Annotated in this window: 17 protein-coding genes; 6 read left to right on the top strand and 11 right to left on the bottom strand. The window is 29.6% G+C overall.

Translation table 11 applies throughout. From position 1 onward, the window contains the following. Positions 1-84: 84 nt before the first annotated feature. A complete protein-coding gene (locus AABJ51_RS10780; RefSeq protein WP_338372537.1) occupies positions 85-594 on the bottom strand; it encodes a hypothetical protein in 510 nt (169 codons plus the stop codon). Positions 595-926: 332 nt separating this feature from the next. Here AABJ51_RS10780 and AABJ51_RS10775 point away from each other — a divergent pair, with 332 nt between their 5' ends. Then, the gene (locus AABJ51_RS10775; protein WP_338372536.1) at positions 927-1,574 is read left to right on the top strand and encodes a hypothetical protein; all 648 of its coding nucleotides are present in this window, start codon (positions 927-929) and stop codon (positions 1,572-1,574) included. Between the two features lie 368 nt (positions 1,575-1,942). Continuing rightward, positions 1,943-2,827 carry an AraC family transcriptional regulator gene (locus tag AABJ51_RS10770; protein WP_338372534.1) on the top strand — a complete coding sequence of 295 codons (885 nt, stop codon included), beginning with the start codon at positions 1,943-1,945 and terminating at the stop codon, positions 2,825-2,827. Here AABJ51_RS10770 and AABJ51_RS10765 read toward each other — a convergent pair. Next, positions 2,820-3,590 carry a hypothetical protein gene (locus AABJ51_RS10765; RefSeq protein ID WP_338372533.1) on the bottom strand — a complete coding sequence of 257 codons (771 nt, stop codon included), beginning with the start codon at positions 3,588-3,590 and terminating at the stop codon, positions 2,820-2,822. The two genes, AABJ51_RS10770 and AABJ51_RS10765, sit on opposite strands and share 8 nt — an antisense overlap. Positions 3,591-3,774: 184 nt before the next feature. Next, entirely contained in the window at positions 3,775-4,587 is an 813-nt protein-coding gene (locus tag AABJ51_RS10760) for an agmatine deiminase family protein (RefSeq protein WP_321577279.1), read from the bottom strand. 130 nt (positions 4,588-4,717) lie between these two features. Here AABJ51_RS10760 and AABJ51_RS10755 point away from each other — a divergent pair, with 130 nt between their 5' ends. From AABJ51_RS10755 to AABJ51_RS10740, 4 genes are all read left to right on the top strand, one after another. Further along, the gene (locus tag AABJ51_RS10755) at positions 4,718-6,595 is read left to right on the top strand and encodes an nSTAND3 domain-containing NTPase (RefSeq protein ID WP_338372531.1); all 1,878 of its coding nucleotides are present in this window, start codon (positions 4,718-4,720) and stop codon (positions 6,593-6,595) included. A gap of 15 nt (positions 6,596-6,610) precedes the next feature. After that, positions 6,611-8,335 (top strand): hypothetical protein, encoded by a 1,725-nt coding sequence (locus AABJ51_RS10750; protein WP_338372529.1) that lies wholly within the window; start codon positions 6,611-6,613, stop codon positions 8,333-8,335. A 158-nt stretch (positions 8,336-8,493) separates the two neighbouring features. Then, the gene (locus tag AABJ51_RS10745; protein WP_338372528.1) at positions 8,494-9,369 is read left to right on the top strand and encodes a hypothetical protein; all 876 of its coding nucleotides are present in this window, start codon (positions 8,494-8,496) and stop codon (positions 9,367-9,369) included. Between the two features lie 46 nt (positions 9,370-9,415). After that, a complete protein-coding gene (locus tag AABJ51_RS10740; protein WP_338372527.1) occupies positions 9,416-10,381 on the top strand; it encodes a hypothetical protein in 966 nt (321 codons plus the stop codon). A 198-nt stretch (positions 10,382-10,579) separates the two neighbouring features. Here the strand turns inward: AABJ51_RS10740 and AABJ51_RS10735 are convergent, their stop codons facing one another. The 8 genes from AABJ51_RS10735 to AABJ51_RS10700 all read right to left on the bottom strand — a co-directional run bounded on the left by AABJ51_RS10735 (position 10,580) and on the right by AABJ51_RS10700 (position 18,316). Continuing rightward, positions 10,580-11,224 carry a hypothetical protein gene (locus tag AABJ51_RS10735; protein ID WP_338372526.1) on the bottom strand — a complete coding sequence of 215 codons (645 nt, stop codon included), beginning with the start codon at positions 11,222-11,224 and terminating at the stop codon, positions 10,580-10,582. A 446-nt stretch (positions 11,225-11,670) separates the two neighbouring features. Next, on the bottom strand, positions 11,671-13,023 hold the full coding sequence (locus AABJ51_RS10730) for a hypothetical protein (RefSeq protein ID WP_321577278.1): 1,353 nt from the start codon (positions 13,021-13,023) through the stop codon (positions 11,671-11,673). 7 nt (positions 13,024-13,030) lie between these two features. Then, complete coding sequence (locus AABJ51_RS10725) at positions 13,031-13,915, bottom strand: hypothetical protein (RefSeq protein ID WP_338372525.1); 885 nt, start codon at positions 13,913-13,915, stop codon at positions 13,031-13,033. A gap of 597 nt (positions 13,916-14,512) precedes the next feature. Continuing rightward, positions 14,513-15,544, bottom strand: a complete 1,032-nt coding sequence (locus AABJ51_RS10720) for a hypothetical protein (RefSeq protein ID WP_338372524.1) — start codon at positions 15,542-15,544, stop codon at positions 14,513-14,515. Positions 15,545-15,633: 89 nt separating this feature from the next. Then, a complete protein-coding gene (locus tag AABJ51_RS10715; RefSeq protein ID WP_338372523.1) occupies positions 15,634-16,266 on the bottom strand; it encodes a hypothetical protein in 633 nt (210 codons plus the stop codon). 11 nt (positions 16,267-16,277) lie between these two features. Then, positions 16,278-16,736, bottom strand: coding sequence for a hypothetical protein (locus AABJ51_RS10710; protein WP_338372522.1), 459 nt, complete (start codon positions 16,734-16,736; stop codon positions 16,278-16,280). Positions 16,737-16,797: 61 nt separating this feature from the next. Next, positions 16,798-17,409, bottom strand: a complete 612-nt coding sequence (locus tag AABJ51_RS10705) for a hypothetical protein (protein ID WP_338372521.1) — start codon at positions 17,407-17,409, stop codon at positions 16,798-16,800. Continuing rightward, positions 17,399-18,316 carry a M91 family zinc metallopeptidase gene (locus tag AABJ51_RS10700; protein ID WP_338372520.1) on the bottom strand — a complete coding sequence of 306 codons (918 nt, stop codon included), beginning with the start codon at positions 18,314-18,316 and terminating at the stop codon, positions 17,399-17,401. Before AABJ51_RS10700 ends, AABJ51_RS10705 begins: the two co-directional genes overlap by 11 nt. Positions 18,317-18,469: the final 153 nt, after the last annotated feature.

Raw genomic sequence — 18,469 nt, 5'->3', positions numbered from 1 at the left:
TTTTATCCTCTTTGAATTAAAGATGAAGGGAACAAAAAAATCGCTATAATTTTTTAATATTTAAAGAGCTAATATTAGGTTTTATTATCCATTCCAAACACCATAAAGCCACCACTTTCTTTTCCAACGTCCGAGATTATTTAAGATCTGATTCTCAAATTTCTTTTTTATTCTTTCATTTACTTTTTTATCTAAAGATTCCGAATTTATAGTTTTCCAACTAGCGAACCTTTTTCCTTGAGAAATATTTCTTAAAATAATAATAGAATGATCAAGACCCTTTTCACGTACGACACAAAGTAGTGTATAATCCTCTTCTTCGAGATAAAAATATAAAAAATAATTCCACGTCTTATATTGACCTGCTCCATCAGGATTTATGCTATCGCCATTTTGTTGAATACTCCAAACTTGATAAGACGTATTTGTCCTTTTTAGAGTTTCTGATTCTCGAATTAGCTGAGCCTTTGTTAACTCAACTTCATAATATTCAGCATAGTTATCGTCACTTACCGTGAATTGATAGATGAATACTAAGAAACAGATACATGGAAGTGAAATTATAGATAGAATTATTATAATAGCCTTTTTCATAGAGAAAGAAAATGTTTATATGGTATCAAAGATAATCGTTTAAATAATTACTAAAGAATAAACTCTTATAAGATATTAACTCTATTCGTGATCTGATTTATTATTCTGTAATGTTTTTTATATTGGGTAATAGTTCTACCTTTTCAAAAGGTTACTCAAATCTACTTAGATTGATGAAGCGATGAAGAATTTGTTATAGGTGTCAACGACCATTTCAATTAAAAAAGGGTCGTTGAATCATAATATAATTCATATTTAGTTCTTGAATTATATAGTTGAAAATTTATATTATATTTAACTCTATTATCAGTAATTTTTTAATGAATAGAGTCATGAAAATAAATAATTCGATACAGATTTTAAAAGAAAGTAATATTAAAGAGATTATTAAAAATATATCTGACGCTCTTTTACAAACTACTTTAAATGACTTTAAATTGTTAAGTAATCTGCCAATGGTTGGAATGGCATTTTCTGTTTATGGAGCTATCAACAGTGTGCGAGATATAGTATACCTAAATAATGTATTAAAATTTTTGATTGAGACGTCCGAAATAACACTAGAGGAAAGAGAAGCTTTTGTTATGCAATTGGAAAAAGAACCTAAAAATTATGAAAGGCTATGTATCAGTAGTGTTGCTCTTTTATCTAACTTTGAAGATCAACGCAAAGCAAGTATTCTAGGATTAATAATTAAGTATAGGATAAAAAATAAAATTACTACAGAATGTTTCCTTAGGCTTTCTTTTGCTGTATCAAAAGTATTTGTTGATGATCTTAAAAATTTACAAAAGTTCCATTTTGCTAAAATACCCTCATCAGAGGATATAAACTTACTTCATTCAGGTTTATTATATAACAAAGGGTTAGGTTGGAATAACTCAAGAGACTCAGATAAATATATTGACCATTACATATTAAATAGAGATGGGAATCAGCTATGTTATATCCTTAGAGAGGAAAATTTTCAATTTGACTAATTCGAAGTTTTATTTTATCAGAAAAATAATTTTTTTAATTAAAATCAAGGATCAGATAAGGAGTTTTTAGATTAAATCTCTAAAATCAAAATACTATGATTTTTATTCAAGTATGCTTATTTATAAAATGAAATAGAAAATAATATTAGACATTGAGTATTTAATAAACTTATTGCGAACATATTTCCGCAAGTCTCCATCTCCATATATTCCATTTGGGAGGAGACTATTGTGCATTTCACATACAAACTTCTCAATGATAATAAAGTCATCTAAGTCTACTTTTTCTGGAACATGTAGTCTAACATATCCAAAGGCTTCGTTATTTATCGGTTTATTTTCCATAATTTTGAAATAAATAAAATCTTATGAGTGACTATAAAGGACAATTAATAAATGTTCTCCACTATATTAATCTACAGATACAAAAAGATTGGATAAATACAGATAGCAATGCTTTTAATCAAGCCGTACGCAAAGAAGTATTAGCAGAAATTGCTTGTATGTCGCCTCGTAACTTTCAGTTTTATTTTAAATCTTATTTTAAAGAGTCATTTGGAGTATACATTGACAGACTTAGGCGTGAATTTGCACTGCAATTAATTCAAGAAGGGGTATTTACTCATGCCGAAATAGCTGAACGAGTGGGTTATGCCAATGATACAGCATTGTACAATGTCTTTAAGAAGAAATATCAATATACACCATCCGAATATAAAGAACAAATTACTCGAAATAAGAAGTTTATTACTGACAAAATAAATTGTCAAATTGAAATGCTAAAAGAAACACCTATTATATTCCTCTCTTATATTGGTGATTACGATAATTTTTCATCTTCTGTTTTTGAAGAAGATAGTTGGGACAAGCTCTATGATTTCGCTTTTTCTCAAAATGTTCTACTCGAGAATGAAGAGTATTGGGGAATCTGCTATGACAATCAGGAAATTACCGATCCCGACAAATGTCGCTTTTATGCTTGTCTAACCATCTCAAACCTTATTCAACCCAAAATAACGGATGAAATAAAATGTATGATAATTCCCTCTGCCCAATATGCTGTATTTACCTATGTTGGAGCATATGACGGCTTAGATCATTTTTATGATACAGCTATACAAAGCATCCCTTCGAAATACAGACTGAGCGATAATCTTATTCTCGAACATTATCTGAATAGTTCAACTGATACCCCAGAAACGGAGTTAGTTACAGAACTTTGGATTCCGATAATACAAGAATCAACTATTTAGATTTTATTTGTTCGATAATCCAATTAGAATTACTCCCTAATATTTTTCTGATATTATCGGGTATTGGTTCTATGTTGTTATCTATCATATAATCTAATACAACTTTTTCTTTTGCTTTAAATGGATGATTTGGTTCATTTAACTCGATTAAAGAACGAAGTTTCAATAAAGCATATTCAGGATGATTATCTGCACTTATACCAAAACGTGTAGATTGAAAAAGAATAGAATCTTTATTTCTTTTGTCATTATAAGCCTGTTGTACTATTTGATTATTTTCTTCTAGCTTTTGGATTATGGCTCTTTCTATATCAGTAATTTTTACTATTGAATTGTCATTACAAATATGAAAAACGACTCTTCTTGTTAATACTCCAGGAGTACAAATAGGAGTTTCTTCTTGATTTATCCATGCTCCACGAATTAAAATACCTAAGAAAAAATCATCTGAGTTAGATAAACAGACATCAATACCACCACCATCATAAAGAAAAGAAGCATCCGTTTTATTCCCTGCACGATGGAAATATAGTTGCCCAAATCTATTCTGTTGCCATTGATACTTGTGAACACAAGTGTCTGGAAAATTATTCGCGTGATAATAATATGCTTCTACCTCAATAGGGTATAGTACAAAATCGTCATCTATTTTAAGCATATATTGAGTTAAGAACAGTGTATTAACTTCTTGAAGAATTTCAATTTGTGTTTTCTTATCGCTCGTGTTCTTGAGTTTTTCTATTACTATTTCAAGATTATTCATATTCGAGATTTTATACTTCTAATTATTTCGGTTTTGTTTCTTCAATTCTTCTAGTATTTTCTTCTGATTCCTGGATATTTTACTGCTTCCATTTACCCAACGATTGAGTTTTGTTCCAATCCAAAACAGAAGTGCAAAGACAATGATAAAGATAATTAATACTTTCATGAATGATGATATTTAGTTAATATTTGATATTCCATGAGATACAGTTCAATGCACCACCTAATTTTACAATTTCCAGGACATTTACTTGTTCAATCTGATAGTCAGAAAATGTTGTAGAGAATTGCTCGTAAGCTTGCACATCCTCTGGTATATCTAAAGCAGGCAAGAGAATAAATCTACCCACTTGTAGATAATTAATGTATGCCCAACTATAAGAGGATAGCTTTGGTACACTATATTCTAGTTCAATAATCTCAAACTTATTTTGCAAAATATTGATGATCTGACTTCTTAATGATTTGTCGAAATTGATATAATTATTTAGAAGAACCTTTTTATCTTCAATAAATCGAACGATTCCATCTGCATGACCATATTTTTCATACTTATCCCAGGGAATAAAAACTACTTCACACCGAAAAGAATATTCCAATAAATTGATCAATTGTATTTTTGATAGATGGTTATTCTCTCCGAAAACTTTATCAGTCATAATTATACAATCAGTACATCTTACTATATTACCACCATCAAGAATAAGATTTATTTTCGTGGTTGATATATCTAATTCATTACAACATCTATCTGGGTTGGTTATATAGTACTGATTTTTCTGCAAATAGTTCGGATTGTATTTGTATTGGATAAACTCTGAGTCTGAAATCTGAACAGGCATAAAGTCTCTTACCCAATAATCTTTTGTATGCCGTAGTAAGTCGTATTTTATCTGATGTTTGGTCAGTTTTTCTATAATTGCATTGTAACAAGCAAAATCTTTGATCCATTCAGAGAAATATACAATATTAGAATCTATATCTATTAGTATCATAGTCTCTTACAGTTTTAATGTTCGATTATGCAAAGCTAGGATAACATCAAAAGAAGAAGGCTACTCAAAAGTGCAGAAATATTTACCTATAAAATAATAGAGATGGAGGAGGATATTTTTTGAGGAAAGTATGTTTTATACATCATGTTACGATTTATCAATAGAAGCTACAGGTTCTCAAATTGGAAAAAACTCTACAATAAAAGGTGTTCCTGATATTTATTTTTATACGGAAGATCATCAATTTGTTCTTATTGAAGCTACAACACAAGAAAAATCATTAAAGAAGAAATTTATAGATGATATTAATGGCTGTTTGAAAAAAATAGCAGACAAAGAAATACCTATTGATAATATTTCTTCAATTTGGTTGATGTTTTCATCTCGTATAGGGATAGACTTGGAAAATCAAATAAGGAATAAATTTAAGCAATACACTTTTACTCTAAAATTTATAAATATTGATAGCATAACAGATGAACTAATAAATGCACCATACTTATTATCAGACTATCTAAATATTCCAGTAAATATTGGTTATGTAGTTCCATCTAATTATTTTGCACATAACTATGATAAGAGAATAAATCAATTTGCAACTCCTTTAGACAATCCATTCTATAATAGAGAAAAAGACCTTCAAGAAATAAAAAATATAATAATTAGAAATAATATTCTCATTATAAAAGGAGATGCTGGAGTCGGAAAAACAAAATTGGCAATTGAAGCTATGGAGTCTTTCTGTAAAGACAATTTAGCTTACAAAAGCTATGCTATTGGAGGATATCAGTCAAATGATGTCACATATGATTTATATAATAGAATTCTAAAAGAAGAAAACGTTATTTTGTTAATTAATGATGCAAATCAAAAGAAGAGCCCTTTAAGCAATATTTTAGATTTAATATACAGGAATACAACTCTAAATATTAAACTTATTCTTACTGTCAGAAAATATGCTTTTCAAGAAATTATCGACTTACTTGATGAAATTGACATTACCCCATCAACGTATTCTGTAGACAAATTTACAAGAGAAGAGCTTTCTAATATTATTTTAAATGCTCCATTCTTGATCAAAGATAGGAATAAGCAAGACCGAATATTAGATATATCTAAGGGGAATCCACGCTTAGCTATAATGGGAGCTAAAGCTGTTGATGAAAATCAGAATTCAGAACTTTTTATTGATACTCTAAGTTTATATGATCAATACTTCCGTAAAACAATAACTGAATTAGAAAAAACGACTAAAGAAAGAATGCTCATCACAGTTTTGGGACTTGTTTCTACATTTAATACAATAAAACTAGATTTTGAGGATGATACGAAGAAAATATGTGAGGTATTTGATCTCAATTTTAAAGATTTAAAACAAGTGATTGAAGAATTGGAAGAAAAGGAACTGCTAGAGGTTCATATTAAATTCAAGAGAGCTAAAATATGTGAGCAAATAACTTATACATACTTCTTTTATAAGCTTTTTATTGATAAACGAATATTGTCTTTTGAGGCCTTATTAAGCGAGTTTTATCAGACACATTCTCATCATATAAATTATTTAATAAATGCTGTTACTGACACTTTTGGAGAGCAAGAATTGATTAAAAACTCATTAAAGGAATATTTTCAAAGCGTTCAACAATATGATTCTGGAAAAGATGAAATAATACATATCCTTTTTTCAAATCATTCGAATTATCTATATGATGAGCTGTTTCTATATATTAATGAAGAGATAAATAGTAAGCCCTTAAACGAAAATAAGGATTTAATTATTTATGATAAAGAACATCGCGGATGGCTTCTCTTTGATTATAAATACTGGAGTATAATCCTTCAATTTATATCTGAAAATGATAATGAACAGATATTTGAAACCTCACTTAGTTTGATGTTGGAATACATAAGGCGATTCCCTGAGCTTTATAATAGCTTTGTTTATTACGAAAGGAATAATCAAATTTCTTCTAATAAGAAATATCAAATTTATTTTCTGTCTTTATAAAAAAATAGAGATGATGTGGTTTGCAAAAGTTTATTTCTAGAATTTGCAAATTCATTTCTGGATACTTTAGGACGAGATGAGTCTGAAATATATAGAAAAAATACGTGGGAGACATTGTTCTATTATTATCAATTCGAAAGAGAAAAAGTGGAAGAGATATTAATAGAGTATTTCCCAATTTCCAATCATTATTCAGTTGAGGTTTTAAATAATGATTTAAATATACTTCTTCCATTTATTGAATCAAAATATGAAATGTCTGATTTTCGGATAATATATTGGATGAACGAGTATTTTAATAGGCTTGACAATTATAACGGCATTGATAAACGTAAGTATAAGGTGTTGAGAACAAAATGCTCTATACCAAGTTTGTATACTATTTTAAATTGGAACAAGCTTAATGGGGAAGATGAGGATCAAACTAGAGACAAATTAGGTTGGGAAAAATATGATGAAATGAAAAAAGGAGAAATCAATGCTCTGATTTCTATAAATAGTATAGAGGATTTTGAACCAATAATTGAAGCTCTGAAGAATAGCTACTTAATAAATCCTAGCTATTCACAGATAGAACGATCAATAAGAATAATCTTAAGTAATGTTTTAGAGGCAAATTTATCTTTAGGTATAGAATTGATTCATAGTCTAATTAAACAATTTCCAAGAATAAAATATATAGTACATCTTCCGATCAATTTAATAAAAACAAAAAGAGATATTAATCTTATAAATGAATATATAGAAAGTTTGGATGGAGAACACTATATAGAAGCAAAATATTCTTTTTTATATATTATTCCAAAAGAATTTCTGAATAAGAGACATGCTGAGGAGTTTATAAATCTATTTGAATTATCGCCGACGCTTCCCTTTCAAGTGGCTGAAAGATTTTTAGAGTTCGATTCTAATATATATAATTCAATTCTTAGTATAATAGTTTCTAAAAATATAGACGGAAATAGTATTAAGATTGATGATCAGGATATAGAAAAACATATAAATAATTTAACGAATGTTAGTAATCTTATAATATTCTATTTTCAACAAAAGGAAATTGATTCTAATTTTGATGACTCTAATAAAATATTCTTACACATATTCCTTCTAAAAGAGCAGTTCTTAATAGACTGTATTAAGTTTTTTAATTTACGAGAAAAGTTACATGATAAACTCTTTCAGTCTGAATATCTTGCTAAGATATGGGAGCACGCAAAAATAGAAGAACTTATAAGCTCTCTATTTCAAATGTATAAAGAGGATAGTGTAGCAACTCTAAAAACTATTTTAGAAACAAAATATTATCGCTTAAGAAAAGAGATGTTCATTCCTCTGTTCTCTTTATTAAATGAAATACAACAGACTAAAGCGTTATGTTTCTTATTGGCAAGATTAGAAGAGCAGAAGGATTTCATCCAGATGGTAAACCTTATTCTGTTTATTGCTAGACAAATGGGTAATGATGTGTTTAAAACCATATTACATAGATATATCGAGTTCGATTCAGACTTAAATAGTTTTAAGCGACTAGATCTATTTTCGACTCATGTCTCTATATTTGGATCTGGAACACTCGGAGATATTTATGCAAATAGGTGGAAGAATATACTTGAAATATTACATGAGTTCCCAAATAAGCTTACAACAATTTCTTTAATTTCATATGCGAAAACTATGAGAACAGAATATTTATATAAGGCTGAAGGTGAAAGAGAAAATGAATATATAGGATATCGATAGTTAGAATTGTTGAAATAATATTTATACATTTTTCAGCAACAAATGATAGAAATGCGAAATAAAGAATAAAAGAAGGGACATATATTAATCATCTTTTAAATAAAAAATAATCATTGTCCTTTTTAGAGTTGTGAATTTAATTAAATTTTTATATTTAGATGCTACAAAACCCATACACAAAAGAGCAAGTCCTTCAAATAATAAAAGCAGGAAATAAATTCAAATTTGTTGAATCATTTAAAGATTCACAGAAATATTACGATCAGAAAATCTATGCCATAGAAGCCGATTCAGTTGCTTTACAAGAACTGATAAACGAAGGAAGATTTCCTGTAGATGAAAGAATTCTAAGATTACAAGAAGGAATATATCACATCGTAGGTATTTCTTCTAAAGAAATTGAGATAAAATCTAGTACTAGAACTGAAAATATAGCATTTGCCTTGTATAAAAAAGAATCGGATATCGAGTTTTGGAATAAAGTTTACCAAATAAGAATAAATCCTCTTTTTAATTTCATTTCAGAGATTGGGTTTAACTATAAATATGAACTAGCAGATTTATTAGGAAAAAGTATTTATATCCAAAGTATAAATCTAGTAGAGGATGCTAAATCATATAAAGTTAGATGGGGTGTATGTGGAGACTTTATTCGTTACGACCAAGAAACGATGGATTTAGTAGAACTTCATGAGTCTTATTTGTACAAAACGAGTGATGAAGGTCTGTTTGAGAAATACCTAGAGAAGATAGAAGATGAGTATTATTCAGAAAAAGAGATTGAAGAATATTTAGATCAAATTATTGAGGAACAAGAATTGGAAAAGCAATTTCAAAATTTTTTGGATGCAGAAGAAGATGCTTATCTTGAAGAGGTCGAACTTAATAAATATCTAATCAATAGAATTATAAAATCGACTGATATAAGGAGTTATTTTGAGACTTCGCCCCGAAAAACAATAAAAAGAAAAGATATTTATAAAAAGGGGTATAAATTATTAGAAGTTAAATTTTTAAATAAAAGGACAAAATGATGTTTTTATTTAATAAGAAATTTTTTTTTGCCTAAAATATATTTATATGATTGAATTGGACACATGGTATCAGATAAACTCAAGAAGCAGTATATTAATAAATGAAGCGAAATCTAATGGGTATAAATATCTAAAAATTAAGGACAAAGATACAAGAAGTGAAATGCTTGTAGTATTAGATACTTTACAAGTATCTCCTAACGTGATCAAGGGTCATTATATACATTATGAAACAGGATCAAGATATTTTCGCCCATTTCCATTTAGTCTCATTGATTCTATAAGCTTCTGTAATTCTGAATATAAAACAGGTTATATTGTTGATAAAAAGAAAATGCAATTAACATTAGAAAAAGCGATTCACAATGAAGATTATATTGAGATTGAAACATTTGATAGACGAAATGAGCAACGTTGCATAAACAGACTTGTGGTTTTTTGTTATTATGATAACAATGCGAATAAATACTCTGTCAAAACAAGTACCCTCTATATAAAAATAGGAAACAATTTCAACCTATATTTACCCACAAGTGAAATTATATCTTTAAGAGTTCGTCAAGAAAGACATTATAATAAAGTAGAAGATCTTAGTATTGTTGTTTATTCTCAAGATGAAATAGAAGGCGATAATTTTCAAAAATATAATAATCTTGAAGCAAATATAAATTTAACTGAAAGATATCTGAAAACAGATATTTCAAATAGTTTATCTAGCTACAACTATTCTGATACTTATAAATATATAGGTATCCTTGTTAAGGAATTAAAAGCGATGCCCGACTCATTAAAACGAAGAAAATTGATAATACACTTACTCGAAGAATCTAAAGTGCTAGAGACTAAAAACAAAGAATTTAAACCAATATGCTTTATTCGAAATTTAAATAATATTGACCCATTTCTAACTAAGGTTTATTCTGAAAATGGCTTGAAATTCTTAGAGGCTGCGAACTATAGTAAAAATAGAATTAAGGAACTATTAAATTTTAATCAAAAATATAATTCTTAATTTTGTTTCGATTATTTAATTATAATATCCTCACATATTACTTTAAATTTGTGATTATCAAGTTTAACTCCAAGAGCTTTTGCTATATATTCTAAAGTTAGGTATTTCCGACTTTTAAATTTATCAATATTGGCTTCTAGCTTTTCAATTATAAAATCATTATCATAGTTAATCAGTAATTTCATGACCAAATAATCATCAAAGCGAGGAATAGGCAAGTTGTTTTTCAATGCAGAAATTATAAATAAGATAATAGTAGTCAATATGATGATCCATATAAGATTTTGGAACTGTGGGTGTTTTATAATCTTCTAAAATAGATTTATTTAGAATTCGAAAACCAGAATCAGTTTCTTCTATCAATTTTAATTCTAAAGATAGATTAATATAACTTCTAATAGTTTTAATATCAATATTTAAAAGTCTTGATATTTGGGATTTATTATAATTCAAAAAATTAGTATTATTGACGCACAGACATTTTAGAAGAATAAGAAAGCCTTTAATTTTAGATGGGATATTCTGATTCTTAATCAAATCTAGATTTATACGAACCCAATTATCTGTAGGAATTTGATAATGATAGATATTAGTTTTGAAATAGTCTTTGTCGCCAATATGACTTCTCGTTTTTTTACGAAGAATATTCAATTCATAAAATTTAGACAAATGGGATTGAAGGGTATCTATCTTTTTAATTCCAATAATATCTTTTAAAGTTTCTTGTTTGATGTGTGATAGACCTGTTGTGTAGTCAGATTTACTTAATAGGCAGAATAAGGTATAAGTTTCATTAGCAGATAATTTCCCTGCAATGTTGCGGTCAATAATGCGATAATTCATTGTTTCTAAGTGAGATTTAATTCATAGGTATATCTTTTAAGTTGTTTGATCTTTATATTGAGAGTCGAGGTTGGAGAAAAATCGAATGTTATTTGAAGCGTTCTTGAACGATGAAAATTAGTATAGTTACTAGTCAAGGCATTAGTAGTATAGTTACCTCCATTTTTACCTACTTGTCGAACCCTAATTTTTCCTTACTATCTGATGGGGATTTTATGTAGAAGAAGTGATGATTTACTTCATGTTCTGTGTGCCAAGAAATGAACTATTATTATACAATCAGTGCTGTTACATGGCGAAATTTCTCACATACAAAGATACCCCAATTTTGTGTGCCAAAAAATAGAAACTGGAGAAATTAAATTGACTGAGTCTGTTATATATTAATACTCGTTTTAGCCTTACAGTGGATGCTTTGATGGTAGTAAGGACGATATATTTATCATTTACTTGCTTCTTTCTTTGATTAAAATAGAAGGCTGTTTAATTATCTCAGCTTTTCGTTTCTCTTTAGCTATATGATCTAGCCAAAGGGCATACATGCCAACGGGTAGTTCTTCATAACCCATATTATCAATTTCTTTGTATTGAGCTTGCATCAACTCATAGTGTTTGTATGCTTCAAGAGATATTTCCTTCATTGTATCTGGATTAGGAGCATTCAGCAAGTGTGCCAAAGTGAGGGTTAATCTGGTCTCATAAGCCGACCTGAGCATTTTGGCATTCAAATCATTTTTGAGGTATTGCTGAGCAGTATCAATACATTTCAAATAGAAATCATCGTATCCGTATTTTTGATAATATCCTCTGGCTAATTCCAACAGCATCTCAGCTATAACATTGGTTTTGTCCATTGGTTCTAGATATATTTTATTTTGTAAGGCTTCTGCCTTAATATAACTACTGTTCATATAATGAGCATCACTTAATATAGCTTTACAGGTCAGCTCCAGATTATACCAGATACCTTTTTCATCTTGTATTTTAATAAAGGAATGGTGGGGTGAAAAAGCCCAATAAGCATCAGCTCCAATTTCTTCTGCCAGTATAAGATAGTACATCGGCATCGACAGACATTGACCTTTTCCTGTCTGCATTAATGTTGTGACAAAGTGGCTGTCGAAGTTTATTTCGGACTTATAATCATCGTAGTTATATTTGACAGGAAGGTGACTTTGAGTTTTTCCTGTAGCTTTGTCCTTTGTCTGTAATGTATCGGAGATAAAACGAAATAACATCATGTTTTTCACAAGATTATTATTCTTATCCAGCTTTTCTTCTTCTATCTTTTGATTACAAATATCAATTGCCGATTTTATAGCATTTGAATATTCGTTATAATCGTATCTATTATTATACCATGCGTTTTCTACCAGAAATACAGTTCGTCTAAGATTCTGATTTTGTGTTCCATTTAACATACTGCTTATTTCTTCAAAGGCTGTATAAAAGGCTGTAGTACCTTCGTATTCCGATTGAGACGGAAAACCGTATTTCGTTAACATTATTACATCTGCTTGCCTCTGTATTTCGTTGCGTAGATCGGTCTGCTCTTTCTTATTAGCTGTTTCCTGTAGCATTCGTTGATGGGCTTGTACTTCTTGGATAATGGCTGTTTGCTGATCTTTCTGATTAAATCTATTATTCAAACTCTGTGGATAGATCGAGTTATTGGGCTGAATTTTGGGAATGTTAGGCAGTCCTATTTGGGGTGTTGATATAATTTGAGCTTGTATATAAGAACATTCAATAAATAAAGATCCTAAAATTACGATAAACAGAGTATAAGCAAATTTCATGTACTTGTCATTTAGTTCGAGGGTTAAGTATTGCCTTAATACCTTGATTCTTATCTTCTGTATTTAAAGAGTTAAGCCAGTTCGAATACATTTGTTGTGGCATCTTACGGTATCCCAGATTATGAATGTTGGTATAAAGTTCTGTCATTTGAGAAAATAGTTTTTCATCTTTAGACTCTTTATATAGTTCGGTCAGTATTTCAGCTTTCAGCAACATGGCATTTATATAGTTTGGAAAATGCTCTAATGAGGTATCACAACATTTAATTATAAAGCTACCGTCTTCAATGCCAAATTTAGCTTGGTAGCCTTGTGCCAAATCGACTAAAGTCATAGCAACAGCTTCTTTATCGGATAGAGCACGCATATAAATTCCGTTACGAATGGCATCGGTGTGAATATAGCCAGATGCAGCATACCAAGCATCGGTAGGAAAATCACCACAAGTCAGTTCAATATTGTACCAGCCTACCTTTTTGTTATTGGCTTTGATGTACATATGATTGGGAGCAAGTGCTAAATGGGATTCATAGCCTAGTTCATCCATTATTATTTTGTAGAGGTAGGGTAGTGAATGACAATTGCCCTTTTGTTTCTGCATCAGAGTTGATACAAATGTACTTGACCACTGTTTTTGCCCTGCAAAGTCTTCGTGATTATATTGGAATGGTATATGATAAATTATTTCATTTTCTATCTGTATGGGGAGGGAGTCTGTCATGAATGCAAAAGTTGCACATTGAGCATCTGCTTCACTTTTATCTTTTTCGGTATAAGAAATATTGCCAGAAGCTATTATCGATTTACATAATAGAGTATAGGCACTTATTACGTTATCGAAAGAACCTTCATCTAATTGGTTTTCAAAATAAGCATTTTCTACTGAAAACACTGCTTTTTTTAAGTTTAAGCTATCATTCCCTGATAACATAGTATTGCTATCTAAGAAAGCTTTTTGATATATACTATCTAAAGAGTTAGCACTTATTGCTAGGTGTATGTAAAATAGTCCAATAGCAGATATTATATATTTCATTATATCTTTAAAATGTCTTATTGATTGTTTACTCGATAGAATTTTGCCCTAAACGCCTGACTGTTCAAAGAGCTGGGTAAGATGGAATTATAGTCAGTTATATCAATCAGACAATCATTTTTAATTAAATATTGCTGTGGAATAGTCGATACACTCGTATCCATAGGAGTAATCTTTGAAAATCTTATAGTAGAATTTCTACTTAAAAATTCAGATTTGGGAGATAACAACAGTGTATCATTTTGAATACGCCATTCTCCAAAAGTGCCCGAATGAATAACGGGCGAATATACTTCGAAAACTTTAGGCTGTGTCCTCAATAATATATATGTAGGAGGAATATTTTCATTTGAACTACTTTTATAAATGGCAATGAAAGGTGATAATGTATTCTTTGGGCTTGTGCAACACATAAATAACAACAACATAAACAAATAAAATAATCGTCTCATACTACCGTCCTCCTTGCATTATATAAGTAACTCCATTCACCCTAAATGAAGAGTTAGTTCTATCAGCTAACTTTTGCAGTTGTTTAGGAGAGTTCAATATTGCAGGATGCAGTTTTGTAACATCCATAGGATCTGCTTGTAAGTTGTCATAAAGAGATGGCAATGATGTGATTCTTGATCCTCCAAATAATACCCCTCTTGTATATGCGGCAGTTTCATCTGTTTTATCATAAAAGGGAGTACCATCACGTCTATATCCAGAACTATAGGCTCCTGTCTCAAATTGATAAGCGTGTTTTAGTTCATGTGCAAGCATATTTAGACTTCGATCTCCTAGGGCTATTTCAAAGTTTCCATTACTAAAGTTAAATGCTGCTCCACTTCTAACTTCCCCCATTCCTGGGATAGCTCCCCCAATATTCATTGAAGTATTATTTTTTATGTCATACATTTGACTTGAAGTAGCTAAAGTAGCCACTTCTCCTCTAACAGACTCTAGCTCAGAACTGTTATTGTTGAGATTTGCAATTTGTTTTTGTAGTTTTGCAATTTTTTTTTCTGATAATCCCCCTGCGTCAATTTTTGATTGTTTTTCCGCTATACTCGTTGCATTATTCTTCTGTCTTTTATTTATGTCATCAAGTAACCTATTTACTTCTTTCCATGCAGCTTCAGTAAATTCTTTTCCATTAGGGTCAATAAACCTAATCGGATTGTTTGCACAATAAGCATATGGCGAAATCCAATAATACTTTTCACATAATGGATCTATCGACATTGCAGCAGTAGCTGAAGAAATATTAATAGTTGTTTCGTCTTTGTCTAAGATTTTGACTATTTCATGAGTCTTAGTATTAAACAAGACTGATCCAATCTCAACAACATCAGTTTGGTCGTGAAACTCATTAAACTCACCCTTAGATGAGCTCGCAACCAATACATCGTATCCAAATTGCTTGAATGGATTTTCATTTTGGGAGTAGATATAGGTGCTAAATAATAGAATAAATAAGGTTAAGAGATTCTTTCTCATAGATTGTTATATTAGTAGTTTTGACTGTTTATGCTTTCATGTTTAAAGTTATAAAAAATTATATTGATCAAATTAAAGTTGAGGCTTGTTCAAGTTAGTCTCCTTTTTTTGAAATAGTTGTTTTCTTTATATAGTTTATAATATGGCCTTTCAATAAAAGGTTCTTTAACGAATGTGGTGTCTTTAAGTTCATCCATGTATTTATAATCATTGTCGTCAAACCATGTATAATAACCAATGTTGTTTTTTATTAAATAAATCAATCTATTTGTATTCTCCGAAGTTAATCCTACTCGTTCCTTATTTACTATATCACTTGCAAAATAGCCACCAATACATAAAGTTATATCCTCTCTATTTTTATAATTTACAGTAAAAATAATACGTATATCTGCATCTCCTAATTGATCACTCGCTTTTAGAGTCTTTAGTTCTTTATCTATTTCCTTTAGAGTATTGCAATTAGTAATCCTGGCATCCAAAATACCATGACTATTCTTCTTGAAATCAGGTATATTTAATACCAAATCATCCCAATTTTTAGCTCTTGCAGTATTAAAAAAGTAATTATAGTATAAGGAATTAATAGATGTTATTTCACAATCACAAGAATCTGAATCTTGAGATATTGTTACTTTATGCGTAGACTTTTGATTCTCGTATTTACAGCCTAACAGCATTATTAAAATAATAAATATAAATAATAGTTTATTAAATCTCATATTTTATTGCTTTAACTCGAAGGAACAATAATATGATTTAGTCCTTTCACCAGATTCTTATTATAAATTTTTATCATTTCTTGTAAGTAATAAATGATATCAGACCTTGTGTATTCAGCGTTTTTCTTAAAGAAAAGAAGTAGTTGCTGAAGAGCTTTATCAAATAGATCTCTCATGTTAATTATATAAAAAGAGTCTTCATCGATGAGAATTAAATGCGTATATTCAAAAGATGAAAGTGTGGAAAACAAAAAGATACCTTTAGAATTTTCATCTATTTGTTTTTTTGACTTTATTTCCAATATTAAGCAATTACAGAAATCATCAATACTATAATCTTTTGTAATGTTTTCAGTCTTAATTAAAAAATCTACCATAGATTGCTTGATCGTATCTAATGGTGCATTATAAGCTCTAGTGAAACAGGGGAATAAAGTGTTGACTATAATTATTACAAATGCTTTTTTCATTATTTAAGTCTCAATTTTTCAGGACTTTTTTCATCATGATAAGTGAAAATATAATATGTGATTAATTAAATAAGGGATTATCCTCAAGACAACCAACCTGATCTCGCATAAAAGTAGAATCATTCAATTCATCCATATATGATATCTCCTTTCTTGGTATCCAATTGTAATATCCAATACTACTTTTTATAAGATATAGGAGTTCTCTATTGGGTTGTTGTATTTTTCCATTAAAAGAAATTACATCACCCAAATATCCTCCAATACAGAGCTTGTCCTCTTTTCCATTTTTATATTTAATTATTGTTGTAATACGTGCATCAATATCATTATTTGTTGTTGTCTTAGACCGTAATAAAGTCAACTGTTTCTCTATATTAGCCAATATAATTTGGTCTTTAATTATTGTGTCTAATACAGCTTCATAGTTTATTATAGTATCAATAATTATTGATGGATCAGTAGGGCTGTATACGAATATCTTTTCAAAGTTTGGAATCGCTGTTTTTCTTATTTCTTCGCAGCCTATTTGTATTGGACTTTCAAATAAATAATTGTAATACACTACATGTATAGATTTAATGTCTGATCCATTTGTTTGACACCCACAACTCATTAATAAACATAACATGCTTATTAGTAGATAATCTTTTTTTCTTATCTTAATTTGCATATTGAATTTTTTTGTTAGATATTGGATTGGGAGTAATTATTCTTTTTCCTCCATGATTTGGTCTCGTATAGTTCTTAGGAACCTCTTTATTCGCTCTTGCTGTTGTCGCTTCTGTCCCCATTATTACTCTCTTCTCTTCTTTATTATCATATTTTGGATCATCAGATTTTTGCCTATCTCTATGAGCGGCAGTATCATCTTGGTAGCTAAATTCATGAGCCACTTCATGTTCTAGCATTGTAGCAGGAGACATTGTTTTTCCATCAGTAGTTTCAATACCAACATTGGGATTCCATTTCACAACTGATTCAGCTTTCTTTCCATTCATCAGAGTGCCTCTTTCATTTTTTAGCTCTTTAGTTTCAAATACTTTAACTGTTACGACCTCTGATGTTGCAGCCTTAGCTAAATTTTCACCACCTCCATTATTTGTATTGTAATTATAGGCTGATATAACAGATTGTACATATTTATTATTGGGTGCATTTTTTGCATTACTCCCAGTAAAAGACCATCCCATCAACTTCTGTCCTTCCCTATAATAAATTAAAATATCTCTACCATCAGGATCAATGTATTTCAAAGGATTATTAGCCACATAAGCATATGGCGAAATCCAATAATACTTTTCACATAATGGATCTATCGACATTGCAGCAGTAGCTGAAGAAATATTAATAGTTGTTTCGTCTTTGTCTAAAATTTTGACTATTTCATGAGCCTTAGTGTTAAATAATACAGATCCAATCTCAACAATATCAGTTTGGTCGTGAAACTCATTAAACTCACCCTTAGATGAGCTCGCAACCAATACATCGTATCCAAATTGCTTGAATGGATTTTCATTTTGAGAGTAGATATAGATGCTAAATAATAGAATAAATAAGGTTAAGAGATTCTTTCTCATAGATTGTTATATTAGTAGTTTTGACTGTTTATGATTTCATGTTTAAAGATATAAATATTTTAGAAGAATTACAGTTATAGAAAATTATAATTTTTATTGATGAAATAAAAGCTGAAAGGTAGGTGAGTTAGTCAAACTCCCCTTTTTTCTTTC

Origin of the sequence: Indolivaga capnocytophagoides (assembly GCF_036511535.1) — a bacterium.
Classification (GTDB): Bacteria; Bacteroidota; Bacteroidia; order Bacteroidales; family Dysgonomonadaceae; genus Dysgonomonas_A; species Dysgonomonas_A capnocytophagoides.
Note: the sequence above shows the minus strand (reverse complement) of the source record. Positions and strands in the feature narration are given on the sequence as shown.